Annotated in this window: 10 protein-coding genes; 7 read left to right on the forward strand and 3 right to left on the reverse strand. The window is 39.4% G+C overall.

Annotation, left to right across the window (positions count from 1 at the left end):
• Positions 1–310 precede the first annotated feature (310 nt).
• Positions 311–2815, reverse strand: coding sequence for a S8 family peptidase (locus A3Q34_RS02745; protein WP_070373949.1), 2505 nt, complete (start codon positions 2813–2815; stop codon positions 311–313).
• 358 nt (positions 2816–3173) lie between these two features.
• On the opposite strand from A3Q34_RS02745, the gene A3Q34_RS02750 reads away from it, so the two are divergent.
• Positions 3174–5687 (forward strand): S8 family peptidase, encoded by a 2514-nt coding sequence (locus tag A3Q34_RS02750; RefSeq protein ID WP_070373950.1) that lies wholly within the window; start codon positions 3174–3176, stop codon positions 5685–5687.
• Positions 5688–5801: 114 nt separating this feature from the next.
• Here the strand turns inward: A3Q34_RS02750 and A3Q34_RS02755 are convergent, their stop codons facing one another.
• Positions 5802–6419 (reverse strand): response regulator, encoded by a 618-nt coding sequence (locus A3Q34_RS02755; RefSeq protein WP_070373951.1) that lies wholly within the window; start codon positions 6417–6419, stop codon positions 5802–5804.
• 616 nt (positions 6420–7035) lie between these two features.
• Here A3Q34_RS02755 and A3Q34_RS02760 point away from each other — a divergent pair.
• The 6 genes from A3Q34_RS02760 to A3Q34_RS02785 all read left to right on the forward strand — a co-directional run bounded on the left by A3Q34_RS02760 (position 7036) and on the right by A3Q34_RS02785 (position 12284).
• Positions 7036–7413, forward strand: a complete 378-nt coding sequence (locus A3Q34_RS02760; RefSeq protein ID WP_070373952.1) for an RNA-binding S4 domain-containing protein — start codon at positions 7036–7038, stop codon at positions 7411–7413.
• 266 nt (positions 7414–7679) lie between these two features.
• Positions 7680–8126 (forward strand): ATP-dependent zinc protease family protein, encoded by a 447-nt coding sequence (locus A3Q34_RS02765; RefSeq protein WP_083277877.1) that lies wholly within the window; start codon positions 7680–7682, stop codon positions 8124–8126.
• A 90-nt stretch (positions 8127–8216) separates the two neighbouring features.
• Entirely contained in the window at positions 8217–8873 is a 657-nt protein-coding gene (locus A3Q34_RS02770; RefSeq protein WP_070373954.1) for a response regulator, read from the forward strand.
• Positions 8874–8891: 18 nt separating this feature from the next.
• Positions 8892–9905 carry a sensor histidine kinase gene (locus A3Q34_RS02775; protein WP_070373955.1) on the forward strand — a complete coding sequence of 338 codons (1014 nt, stop codon included), beginning with the start codon at positions 8892–8894 and terminating at the stop codon, positions 9903–9905.
• Between the two features lie 63 nt (positions 9906–9968).
• A complete protein-coding gene (locus A3Q34_RS02780; RefSeq protein ID WP_070373956.1) occupies positions 9969–11573 on the forward strand; it encodes an ATP-binding response regulator in 1605 nt (534 codons plus the stop codon).
• 231 nt (positions 11574–11804) lie between these two features.
• Positions 11805–12284, forward strand: coding sequence for an RNA polymerase sigma factor (locus A3Q34_RS02785; RefSeq protein ID WP_070373957.1), 480 nt, complete (start codon positions 11805–11807; stop codon positions 12282–12284).
• Between the two features lie 91 nt (positions 12285–12375).
• Here A3Q34_RS02785 and A3Q34_RS02790 read toward each other — a convergent pair whose 3' ends face one another.
• A complete protein-coding gene (locus A3Q34_RS02790) occupies positions 12376–13197 on the reverse strand; it encodes a mechanosensitive ion channel family protein (RefSeq protein WP_070373958.1) in 822 nt (273 codons plus the stop codon).
• Positions 13198–13248: the final 51 nt, after the last annotated feature.

Below are 13248 nucleotides of genomic sequence, written 5' to 3' on the forward strand. Positions count from 1 at the left end.
CGAGAGACTAGATAACTAATTTCAGTACACTAGTGCCAATACCTAACGATAAAAATAGAACCAGCTCACCAACCTCTGCAGAGAACAAACAAGAGATCACTTGGAAAATTTGTCAATGATGTCGCTTAACATAGCATTAGCTTATCAAAACGATACTGAAAAAGGAGAAACTATGATTAACAGTTTGAGCGGCAAGGGGTGTGGTTACAGGTAAAAAAAAAGGAGGCCAAATGGCCTCCTGATTAATATGTGGTACTAGTTACCGAAAGTAATTACTGAAAGTCTTTACTCAAAGTATTGACCAAAGAGCTTACTGAAAGTATTGACCAAAAAGACGACCGGCAGTTAAAGCATATTCTGCACGAGTGACTTTATAATTTCCACCAAAGCTAGCATTCAACTGTGGCGTTAAGTCGTAAGTACCTTGAGTAACATCAAAGTGAACATTCAATAATGAAAGCTGTATGGCAAGTTGCACATAACCTTTCATATTGTCGGCAATGCTGTCTTGATCTGCTAGCACAATAGTCTGGCCCTTATAGTCAACCGTAATGTTATCTTTCTCAGGATCAAACGCTTTAGCCATTGATTCTAGTCCTAGAATTTGAACTAAGCTGTAAGCTAGGTCTACTTTAGATACACGACCGTTATGTGCAAACTCACCATTTTCACTAAGCATAACTGGCTGCTGTGTACGTAGGCTATCTTTTAATGCACCACCGACAACCGATACCGATTCAATAATCGCTTTGTAACCACTAGGTACTTCATTAAGGGTTGGCTCTGGCTCGCTGTCTAATGTACGGTATTGACGAACAGCGCCACCCATGACTAGGTACTTAGCTAAGTCTTTACGTTTTAACTTTGCGTCAGGGTTGAAATTATCATTCTTCAAGCCATCCATTAGTCTTTTGCTCACTGCATATTTTATCGCATTTTCATAACGATGAGCGGCTATATCGCTTACCCCTTCAAAGCCAATTAAGTCTTCAAAATTTATTTTAACGTCGAAATTCTCAGGAGCCATTGGACCATTAGTTAGATCAAGTGGATCTGGATTTACGCCAGACAAAGAGGTTAGTCCGTCAACTCGAACCGTCCACGTACCTGCCATTGCAGGTGCCGTAACACGCATACCAGTTTCAAGCACAGGTAAAGTTAAGTTACCAAAGTATTCAGTGCCATCAGGGTCAATTAAAACTAATTTAGCCGTATTAGCCAATGAGCTCGCAGAGCCCTTAACCCACAATGCTTCACTGTGAACCTGAAAGTCAAATGAATTTTGCAGTCCTAGTGGCTCTGTGACGCCATTGGGTGTTGACCAGATAGAACCTTCAGGGCTTTTTTCGCTAATTTCAACTAACGTATTAGCATTGAAAACTTTACCGCGTAGGTTATTAACCGTGACACTGTGGTTCATATCATAGTTTTTGGCTGCGGCTACTGCTGCACGGGCGTTTACAAATCCAGCACCGACTTCAAAGCGCTCGTAACCTGGCATATTAGTCGCAGATTCTTGTAACAATTTTTTGATGGCCATGTTATCTAAGTCAGGATTAGCTTCTAACATTAGTGCAACAATACCAGCAACATGAGGCGTTGCCATCGACGTACCTGATATCATGGTATAGAAAGGTAAATGAGTAGGGTCCATCGCGTCTACATCAGCTTCACCACCATTTGCGCCGGCATTAGTAACAGCACGAGTAGAAATAACGTCTACACCAGGAGCTACGATAGTAATTTCATTATTGTAGGTCCATTTTTCACCACCTGGCATCGTAAACTCGCCAGATTCATACTTATAACCACGTGAAGAGAAACCAGCAAGTGTGCCATCTTTTTCCCCTGCGCCAATAGACATGCCCCAAGGAATTTGTGCATAAGGATTGTGCGTATCTTCTCCTGAGCCTGAGTTACCTGCGGCAAATACAGATAATATTCCCATTTTATGGGCTTTATATGAAGCTAGAGAAACGGGGCCAGTCGGGTCGAACTTACCACTTGAACCCCATGAGTTGCTCATTACGCGCAATGGATTTTCGTAACTATCACCTTTAGTAATGGCATAGTCATAAGCGCCTATAGTATCAAGAATAAGAATAACACCACCTGAGCCATAGCCTACTAATTTAGCATCTGGCGCTGCGCCTGGGTACTTGCCATCTGACATAGTACCATATCCAGCAATAGTGCCAGCACAATGAGTACCGTGGCCTGAATTAGTATCTGTGTTAGGTTGGTTCTTAAGTATTAGACCTTCGGTTACACCCGTTATGCTTAATAAACTTGCATGGGTTAGACCTTGCACGTTATCAATCACTTTATCGCCAAAGAATAAATCCTGATGGGTAGCATCAATACCCGAGTCATTAACCATTACAGTTACGCCTTTACCGGTATATTCAATGCCATTTTGTTTGAAAAATTCATCACCTTGAACCGCATCAACCCCCGTGATTTGACGAGCATCAGAATTAAAGTATTCAAGCTCACGATTTAACCATACCGAGCGCACATCACTACGTTGAGCAATGGCTTTAATTTGATCTAAGTTAGCGACTACGCCAATAACAGGAACCGAAGCAAACTGAACAGCCTGACTAATACCTAGTCCAGAAAGATGCTCTAGTTGAGTTGTTGATACCGGCTCTAATTGGTTATAAGTTACTACGGCCATAACCGTTTGAGAACCAACCATAGTCGGTAAAAACTCAGCTAACTGCTCGCCAATGGCAGCGTTAGCGAAAACTTGAGACGGCATAGTTAATGCCATGGTTGCTGCTGCTATTGCACTTAAGGTAAATTTTTTCATTATTTCACTCGTTCTAGTTATTGTTAAGGGGTGTATATAATTCACTCAAGCACTCTATCGAGTTAAGGGGGCTGAGTAAATAGGGGGTTTCCCCTATCTAGTGAACTATTAGACAAATTAAAATCACTAATACGATCAACTCGCTGATACTTTTTTTCTAAAATCACTCACCTTATAGGTTTGCTAATTAAGCAGTTATTTATTCAATAATAGGGGTAAGCCCCTATTTTCATCTTAATGGTTTGTTGGGAGACTAAAGATGATAAAAATATTTAAATAATTAAAAACAATTAAAAATATTTAAGATATTTAAGATATTTAACCTACAAGTATTAAACATATTGGAGTTTGAAATAACATGAAAAAATTTACCTTAAGTGCCTTGGCTGCAGCCTCTTTGGCAATGACATTACCTACGCACGCTTTAGCTGATGCTGCTATTGGCGAGCAACTTGCACAAGTGCTTCCGACGATGACGGGCGAAGAAACAGTTATGGCCGTGGTAACATTTGAACAAATGAAGCCCATATCAGTGAGTCAAATACGGGCGTTAAAAGCCTTAGGTATAAGTAAGGGTGTTCAGTTTTCTGCCGTACCTATTATGGGTGTTGTTGCTAATGTCGCACAAATCAAAGCGATTGCCGGACGAGATGATGTACGCTCAGTATGGTTAAACCGTAAGCTTGAATATTTTAATGCTAACTCTCGTGAAATTACCGGTGTTGACAAAGTTCAAGGTACCGAGTTTGCAAACCGCAATGGCGGCACAGAATATACCGGTAAAGGCGTAACCATTATGGTTAATGACTCGGGTATTGATGCAACACACCAAGATTTATTCTTTGGCGACGTAGTGGTTGATAACGTGCAAGCGGCAACACATTCACTCGATCTTGCTGAAACCGGTATTACAGACGGTTTTGTTATTAAAAACCAACCTAATACCGACTTAAATGTCGGCCACGGTACTCACTGTGCCGGCACTATAGCGGGCTCGGGCGCTATGTCTGATGGAAAATATAAAGGCGTTGCACCCGATGCTGATTTAGTGGGTTACGGCTCAGGGTTAGGTTTATTTATTTTAGATGCGGTTGGCGGCTATGACTATGCTATTAACAACGTTTATGACTATGAACATCCGCTGCGTATTATGAGTAACTCTTGGGGTTCAAGCGGTAAATTTGATGCTAAAGGCCCTGTTGCCTTAGCGTCATATAAAGCTTATCAATTTGGTATTTTATCGGTATTTGCTGCGGGTAACTCGGGCTCTGGCGAAAATAGCAATAACCCTCATGCTCAAATCCCTTGGGGAATGTCAGTAGGTGCTGGCGATACCAATGGTAATTTAGTCGACTTTTCATCTCGTGGTTTAGAATATGAAAGCGGTGATTTCACCATGCCAGATGGTAAGGCATGGACTTACACTAACGAAGTCACAATTGTCGCACCAGGGCGCAACATGGTATCAACGCGTTCATCAACCAATATGGCTGCCAATGGCGGAGATGCTGATTTGGTGCTTGACCCAGCACATATTCCTTTTTATACCCGTATTTCGGGTACATCAATGGCAACACCACACACTGCTGGTGTTGCAGCGCTGATGATGGAAGCTAACCCTTCGCTAAGTATCGATGAAATCAAGCAATTAATGAAAGAATCTGCGACTAATATGCCAGGTTATGAGTCTTGGGAAGTCGGTGCAGGTTATATTAATGCCCATGCTGCAGTAGCTGCAGCTAAAGGGAAAAATACAGATCATAAAAAATCTGTTAACAACAGCGTTGACTCTCGTTTCACGGCCAGTATCAATATGCAGGCCATGAAAATTGCTGAAGGTGCTTTAGCGTTTGAAACACTAGAGTCGCAAGTGATTGAATTTGAAGTCGATGCAGAGGCAAAGACTGTAAATGTTGGCTTAACAGCCTTAACAAGTGTTAAAGCTGTACTTGTAGCACCTGATGGACAACGTTTTGAAGGCGACTCTACCGACCCAGTTTGGGACAGTAACTCGTTTGTAACGGCTCCAGCACAAGCGGGTCCATGGAAACTGTTTATGGAAACTGACGCCTTTGGTTTATCAGTGCCACCTGCTGCTGCAGCTTACGACGAACAGGCACAAACTGATGAAGCTAGTGATAATCATATCAGTTATTGGGTGTGGCAAGATATTTTAACCAGCATAGAAGGTATGGATGACGTAGCAGGCCATAGTCAGCAAGCAGCAATAGAAACTGCGGTACTTGAACGCCTTATGGATGGTCGTTCAGCGACATCTTTTGCACCTGATGCGATGTTAAATCGTCAAGAATTGGCTAAGGCCTTAGTCATGGGGACATCGGTACGTCAGTATCGCCATTTAGATGGGGAAACAGAAATAAGCCTAAGTGGTGTTAGCCCTAGATACCGTATTTTTGCTGAATCAGTTGCTATGTCAGGTGCCGCGTTGAAAGATGCTAAACAACAATTTGGTCCCGTGATGATGGTTGATAATAATGGCGATTTCCACGGAAAATCTGCTGTGACTCGTGCTGACTTAGCTTATAGCCTAATACAAGTTATTGGTAAAACTCAAGAGGCAATAGACTTGGGCGAAGCGCATGAAATCACCGTTAATTACCATGGTGAATCAATCGTGATTGCTGACCAAAGTGATATTGCTGGCGATATGCGCGGTTATGTGCAAATTGCTTTGAACGAAGGTCTGTTAGGTGTTCGCTATGACCTTGAGCAAGGTCAATTTGATTTACAACCGACAATGGTTGCTAAATTTAATCCAGAAGCCGGTGTAACTCGTGCTAGCTATGCGATTATCGCTAATCAAATAGATAAAAATTACTTTGTCTCAGGGACAAGTTCGAACGCAGAGTAATAACAGCTAAATGTAGAGCAGAGTACGTATAACATCTACATTCATTAAACGCCCTCCTTGTAGGGCGTTTTTTTGTCTCTAGCAAAGTTCAAATGAGATGAGATAAAATAAACACTATTCAAGAAGACCTGCTTTATTAGCCATTCTTAGTAGTTCTGCCACACTGCCAACCTGCAGCTTTTTATATATTTTGGTGCGATGATTTTCCACCGTTTTTACACTCATATTGAGTAATTCTGCTATTTTCTTACTGGTATTTCCGGCAATTACTGAGAAAAACACTTCTCTTTCTCGCCGAGTTAATACTTCTAATGGGTTGGACGCCGGCTGACAATTATTGGCAGATAAGTTTGGAAAGAAGGTTTTACCGTTATAAACATCTTTAATCGCATGAATAAGAAGATCTGAGGACGACTCTTTGAGGATATAACCTTTAGCACCCGCTTTTTGCATCGCTAAAATATACTCAAGTTCGTCGTGCATCGATAAAACTAATATTTTTGTCGTTGGCCGTTGCGACAATAGTTTATCAATTGCCACCAGTCCACTCATATTTGGCATAGAAATATCCATCACCACAACATCAGGATCGGTTTTTAAGGTTTGACTGATTAATTCTATTCCATCTTTACATTCAGCCAAGATAGTAAACTCGTTACCTGCCTTTAAATAGTTCACTAATGCTTGGCGCATAAGCACATGGTCATCGGCAACAACAAGTGAAATACTCATAATGAAAGAGCCATGGTATAACCGCTATCATCTTGGGCATCTTTGACAAACATGCACCTGTATAAGCGTTTTACTAATCCACTTAATTGACTTTGTTCAAGTTTATTCAAATTAGCCTCTGTGTCTGGGTAAAGAAAAAATAATGCGATACACCACTAATAATAGAAGGATGCATAGTGTTGTTCTGCAAATTTTCATGTTTTCTTAACAAGTAATAAAAGTTATTTACCCTGTTCACCGTAAATTTGATTATGGCATAATTATAAACTTTAGCATTGTGTGAAACATTTAAAAAGCATCAACTTATTCCTCAGCCAAGTAAACCTTGCTGTGGCTAATAACGGCCTTAAAGTTTGATCACTTTGTCAAAGCGGTCGATTAACTGCCGCTAAAACAGCTAGAAACAGAAACTTTATCAGCCGAAAGTCAGCTTGACTATCAACCCAAACATTTAAATTATCAAGACTATATAATAAGAGAACTTTAAAAAGACCTGTTTTTATTGACGAAGTACAATAATAAAATTTACGACTAAATAATCTATACCTTATCCTTGTCACACTTCTTTATGTTATAATTGTTGCCATTAAATTTAATATCACTAGGCTAACGTTACATGTCTGCACACCCTATTATTAATATTTCGGTTGAACCAATCGAGCTTTGTAAATTACTTAAAATTGCCAATATGGTCGGTGGTGGTGGCGAAGCCAAAATAGTGATCAGCGAAGGTTATGTTCTAGTTAACAATGAAGTTGAGTTTCAAAAACGAAAGAAAATTCGTCATGGCGATACCGTTGAATTTGATGGCGAAATTTTTGAAGTTGCCCATACTCCAAAACAAAAGTCATCAACGACTGCACAGCCCAGTGGAGCTGGAACTAAAAGTTCGCTTAAAAAGAGTAAATCAAACACTAAAGAAACCTTTGTTTCTGCAGAGCAGGCAATTGAACCATCATCTTTACCGGCGAAGAGAAGACCTATTTCCTTCTAATTTCAAACAAAGTTGATGATATATCCCCAGAAAAACACTCCTTAAATGGGTGGGAAATCAAGCCACCCTACTTTACTTTAGTAATAAAAAAGCTATGCTTATCGAACAGTTATGGCGGTTATAACAATAAGAGTGGTCATTATTGCTGATAACGACAACATCTTTTTGGCGTAATATTTGTTAATAACAATGATATGCTATTGTTTTAGCACTTGTGCCGTAAAATATAATTTGGTCTGCTACAACAACATAATGAAATGGATAATATGAAAGAAAAAATACTTGTCGGTGCTAGAGAAACTATAGATTTACCCGAATTAGAGCTATTTGAGGTCGCGACCCGCATTGATACTGGCGCACAAACTTCATCGCTCCATGTTGATCATATTTCTGAAAATAAAGTCACTGGCATGTTGGACTTTGAATTTCATCCTGATTCTCACGATGTCACTAAAACGATTAAATGTTCGGCAAAGATAGTCGATAGAAAACGTATAAAATCTTCTAACGGAGAAAAAGAACGTCGCTATATCATCAATACGTTGGCGGTAATGGGCGAATTAACATGGACAGTAAGACTGTCATTAACCGACCGGTCAAGCATGAACCATTTGATGCTATTGGGACGTGAAGCGATGAAAGGTGAAATGTTGGTCGATCCAGAATTTAGTTATCTCGCCTCAGTAGAAAAAATATCACCGAGTGTTGAGTAACCTTAACAATAATCAATAAAGCAAAGGCCTTAATATGTCCTTAAGGTTAACATTTCATTATAAATAGTTTTGTAGTAAGCGGAGTAATAAATGCGCATATTGATCGTCGAAGATGACAGGATCATTGGTGATGGTTTAGTTCAATGTCTATTGATGGATAATTACGCCGTAGATTGGGTTGAAACTAAAGAATCCGCTGAAACAGCATTACTCACTACACCTTATGATTTACTTTTACTCGATATAGGTCTGCCCGATGGTTCTGGTCTCGATGTACTTAAAAAACTTCGACGAGATAAAAATGACGTACCTGTACTCATCTTAACCGCCTACGACGAAACACCACATAAAGTAGAAGGGCTAGATGCTGGTGCAGATGATTATTTGGTTAAACCTTTTGACTTAGATGAATTACGTGCTCGGATAAGGGCGCTACAAAGAAGAGCAAGTGGCCGCGGCACTCCACTCTTCAAATCCGCCAATATTATTCTTGATCCCGCCACTCACAAAGTTACCCAAGCCGGTGAAGCCATTAGATTAGGACCAAAAGAGTTTGCTATTTTACAAACATTAATGGAAAAACCAGGACTGATACTTTCTAAAGCCCAAATCCAAGATAAGCTCTATGGCTGGAATATGGAAACTGAAAGTAACACCATTGAGGTGCATATCCATGGTCTACGCCGTAAATTAGGCAAAAGCGCAGTGATTACTGTTAGACATGTTGGCTATCACGTCGCAGAGTAGTGGCAAAGGGAAGATAAAATGTATCAAGAAAAATTACTTTGGCCACTGAGCATCTTACTGATAATAACCTTTTTGACTTTGGGTCTAGGATTATACCTTAACGGCGCAACGACAATATTTTATCTTGCTTTTATTAGCACTATTTTACTGGTGTTTGTGCTTATTAACATTCATCGTAATACCTTACCTACTAAAATTACTGATTCTCTGGCTCAGTTAACAAAACAGCTTAAAGGCTTTGAAAGCGGAAAAATCGATGATATTCCCCTTAATAATTGTCCAAGTGAGTTAATTGCATTATCGCTAGTGATTAACGCGCATCTAAAATTAGAGTCTGACCGAATTACCCATGAACAAATGTTTAGCTCAGAAGCGTCTCATGAATTACGCACCCCTTTAGCGGGTATTCGTATTCAAGCGCAAATAGCACAAAGAACAAAAAACCCAGAGCAACAACAAAAAGCATTAACTAGTATTATTAAAGCTATAGACAGAAGCTCTAGGTTAGTTCAACAACTCCTTATTTACTCAAGACTGACAAAGCGTAGAACAAATGCAGAGTGCTCAACAGTGATATTAAGCGAGATAATAACTAGGCTTATCGAATCCCATCAAGAGACTCAAAATGAGCGCCATATAAAACTTTTGCTCAATATCGACCAGAGCATTGACTCACTAAGCATAGGGTCTCACGAAGAGCATTTAACGATTTTATTTGATAATTTATACACCAATGCGCTAAATAACACGCCTGTTCAAGGTATGGTGTCTCTATCTTTGACCTTAGTCGGCGAGCAATTGAGCTTCGTAATAGAAGATTCAGGGTTAGGTGTCCCTGCAAGTGATTTTGCTCGTATCGTTAAACCCTTTCAGAAATCTCAAGACGGAAAATTAAAGGGAACAGGATTAGGTTTAGCGATATGCGATCGCATCACGTCTTTACATGAAGGGCGATTAATTCTCTCACAATCAAGCGAATTGAAAGGCTTAGCCGTTAGAGCACACGTAATAGTCAATATTCTAGCTAGCTAGTGTTACAAAGCTAATTACATTACAATTCATATATTTATGCAACATTAAGGGTCCGCTAGCCGCATGCAAATGATCACCACTTGGATAAAACGTCTTTCTCGAGCAAGAGATATACAAACGGCTAAATCACTGGTGAGTGCAGCCTTTACAGCGTTAAGTGATGCAGATTTTGTCACGGTTTTAGTCGCAGGTGATGAATTGACAGCGCATTCATTTGAGACAACGTCCAACTTAGCCAAGAAATATACTGACGATGAATTTTTCTGGTTGAGCCCAAACGAAGCAATTGAATTGGCGCAATTTTTACCGAATAACAGTCCAAATCAAGCTGTGCTAGTGATCCCTATTAAAGATGAAAAACTTATCGCCACAATATGGGTAAGCTGGAATAATTGCCCCAAGGGAACTGAACCGGTTGTTGACCCGCTTTTAATACTTGCTCAATGTTTTCTGATTGTCTTAAAAAATGTTGTCGTGCACTCACAATTAGCAAAACAGATGGCAGAACGTACGTCCAACCTGTCTGAAGCTAGGCAAGAAGCTGACGCCGCAAATCAACTCAAAAGTCGTTTTCTTTCAGCGGCTAGCCACGATCTTCGCCAACCGCTACAACAAATAAGTAGCCTTATTGATGTGCTCGTCAGACAATCTAAAGAGCAATTGCCACAAACTCAATTAAAACGTATCCAACGCATTATTAGTGATATGAACACTTTGCTCAATAGCTTGTTGAATTTAGACCGATTGGAAACAGGAAGCATTGAGCCAATTTTCAAAAAAATTCAAATTACAGATATTTTTGATACCCTTAAAAGTGATTTTGCACTACAAGCGGCTGAAAAAAATCTCAATTTAGTTTTTGAACCATCGCCAGTAACCATTATTAGCGATCGTGCCTTGTTGTTGCAAATAGTCAGAAATTTGCTTGGTAATGCCATAAAATACACGCATCTAGGTGAAGTTAGAGTATCAGCCAACCAAGAGAACGACTTTTTAATATTAAGTATCAGCGATACGGGTCCGGGTATTGAGCAAGAAAAACAAGCGTCTATTTTTGATGCCTTTTATCAGCTTCCCTCTCAACACAATAACAGCTCAGGATTTGGTATTGGTCTGGCATTAGTTAAAGCATTAGCCCAAACCATGAACCACCCAATCACCTTAGTTTCAGAAATAGGTAAAGGCTCTGTTTTCTCAATTCAGCTACCGGTTAATAATAGCGCGGTAGATGAATTACATAACCAGGATGATGATATTGTACAATTTCCAGAACAAGACAATTGCATGGTGCTCTACTTAGAGGATGATGATGAACTCGCTGATAGTATTTCAACGCTTTTAACCATGGAGGGCTATCAAGTGATCACCGCAGGTTCATCAGTTGAAGCAAAACAGGTCATTGATGAGCAGCAAAAAATACCCGATATCATAGTTACAGATAACAGTTTAGATGCGGGAGAAAGTGGCATTGAAGTTGTGCAACAAATCCGTATTGACGCTGAAAAGTATATCCCCGCTATTATGTTAACCGGCTATACAGAAAGAACCGTGCACCAAAAAGCACTTAAAGTTGTACAAACAGTGCTCAGCAAACCGGTAGATGCTGACGATTTACTTAAAGAAATTGATGCTATTCAACAAGATAACAATCAACCCAAGCCCAAATAAACGGGCTTAATCTTTAGCTATCATGCTGGAATTCTTGCTGTTAATCACGCTAAGTTCAGCTGTTTAGCCACTATTTAACTCAATATTTTTCTCCTATTTAACAATATAATATCTACAAGCTTAAGCTGAGCTTAATATTACCTGCCTAAATTGTGCCACTAATGACTTATTTAGTTTAGGGACATACTTATCAATATTCTTGTCGAAAATACCCCAGCGACGAAAGCTACATTGTCAAAATCAGCATTAAGCCACGCAATAGAAGGCTTAAGAACGCAGGTATTAAATTTTTGCCAAAGCTACCTTCACAATTTACCTGATGCAGAAGAAGCTTGTCAGGACACTTTGTTTAAAGCTTACCAAGCTTATAGCCGCTTTGAAGGAAAAAGTAGCCTAAAAACATGGGTGATGAAAATAGCAGCTAATGTTTGTGCCAGTTTTTATCGCAGTAATAGCAAGTATAGAGCGACATTTTCAGATAATAGTTTTCAATATGCTGATCAAATCGTTGAAGCTGTTGAATCGCCCTTTGAATTTAATACGTTAATCAAAACACTCAATCACCAAGAGAAAAACATTTTGCAATTTCACTTTGTCAAAGGCCTACCACTGAGTGAAATTGCAAAATTTTTAGACATCAATAAAAGTACCGTAAAAATGTGCTACTACCGAGCATTAAACAAATTTGAATCAAATTTGTTAGCGGCTTAACTGCTATTCAATAACCTTTTAAAAACGATGAGACAAGATGTAAACGGCTCACATAAAGAAATTAAACGGCTCAATAAAAAGTAATTGAGCCTTAAGTACTTTGTTTTTTAAATTCTTTATACCAAAGCCCCATAAAGTCTTCAGTTAACTTGTGCTCAATTGTTAATGCTTTTTCAGTAGGACAAAACAAAGTGAAATTTGCTATAAACTCACCTAAGTCTGTAGTGCTGAAATGTATTTCAGGATCAGGGCCAGAAATTTTGGCTTCTAACTTTCTTTCAATTACGCTGTTGTAACGACTAGCCACCTCATGAAATTCTTGGCAATATTGTTTAGCGTTATTAGCGATCGCGTCATAAATCGGATAAGGGTTAAAACTTTCTTTGCGGATAATGGTAAAATGGTGGGTTGCGAAACGCTTGTTAAAATTTAAGTTTTTTATCGCACTGGTAATGAGCTTATTATTAGGGAGATAAATTGTTTTCCTTGAAAACTGATAAGTCCGCATATCAATCTCATGCAGTGTGGTTTTTATCCAGTCCATTTCCACTACTTCCCCACAATAATCTCCTACTTGTACCCAATCACCAATCCTAAAAGGTCGGGTTGTCACTAAGTAGACAAAACCGATCACACATTGAATGAACTCTCTTGTGGCAAGCACAATCGCCACCGCAAAAGCCGCCACCGATAAAGCAAAGTTTTGAATTTCAGTCGACCAGACCAATAACAACATTAACACCATAATAAAGTTAATCAGGTGCTTAATATTGTGTGAGGTATTCCTAACATCTAAAGATTTTTTTACCGCGCGCTTGTGCGCTAAAATGTCAACGAGTACCTTTAAACTAAATGCCGAACCAAGCACTAACAATGAAATAAAAACCGGGTGTATCAATAATTCTTTGAACATACATTCCTAATAAAGTAATAAAGTAATAAAGATTGAAAATTATAAGCTCAA

The sequence above is a fragment of the Colwellia sp. PAMC 20917 genome, from assembly GCF_001767295.1.
GTDB lineage: Bacteria > Pseudomonadota > Gammaproteobacteria > Enterobacterales > Alteromonadaceae > Colwellia_A.

Excerpts from the sequence above, each read along its gene's own strand:
- A3Q34_RS02745 (WP_070373949.1), bottom strand. The coding sequence starts at position 2,815 with ATGAAAAAATTTACCTTAAGTGCAATAGCAGCAGCAACCATGGCATTA.
- A3Q34_RS02750 (WP_070373950.1), top strand. The coding sequence starts at position 3,174 with ATGAAAAAATTTACCTTAAGTGCCTTGGCTGCAGCCTCTTTGGCAATG.
- A3Q34_RS02755 (WP_070373951.1), bottom strand. The coding sequence starts at position 6,419 with ATGAGTATTTCACTTGTTGTTGCCGATGACCATGTGCTTATGCGCCAA.
- A3Q34_RS02760 (WP_070373952.1), top strand. The coding sequence starts at position 7,036 with ATGTCTGCACACCCTATTATTAATATTTCGGTTGAACCAATCGAGCTT.
- A3Q34_RS02765 (WP_083277877.1), top strand. The coding sequence starts at position 7,680 with ATGAAAGAAAAAATACTTGTCGGTGCTAGAGAAACTATAGATTTACCC.
- A3Q34_RS02770 (WP_070373954.1), top strand. The coding sequence starts at position 8,217 with ATGCGCATATTGATCGTCGAAGATGACAGGATCATTGGTGATGGTTTA.
- A3Q34_RS02775 (WP_070373955.1), top strand. The coding sequence starts at position 8,892 with ATGTATCAAGAAAAATTACTTTGGCCACTGAGCATCTTACTGATAATA.
- A3Q34_RS02780 (WP_070373956.1), top strand. The coding sequence starts at position 9,969 with ATGCAAATGATCACCACTTGGATAAAACGTCTTTCTCGAGCAAGAGAT.
- A3Q34_RS02790 (WP_070373958.1), bottom strand. The coding sequence starts at position 13,197 with ATGTTCAAAGAATTATTGATACACCCGGTTTTTATTTCATTGTTAGTG.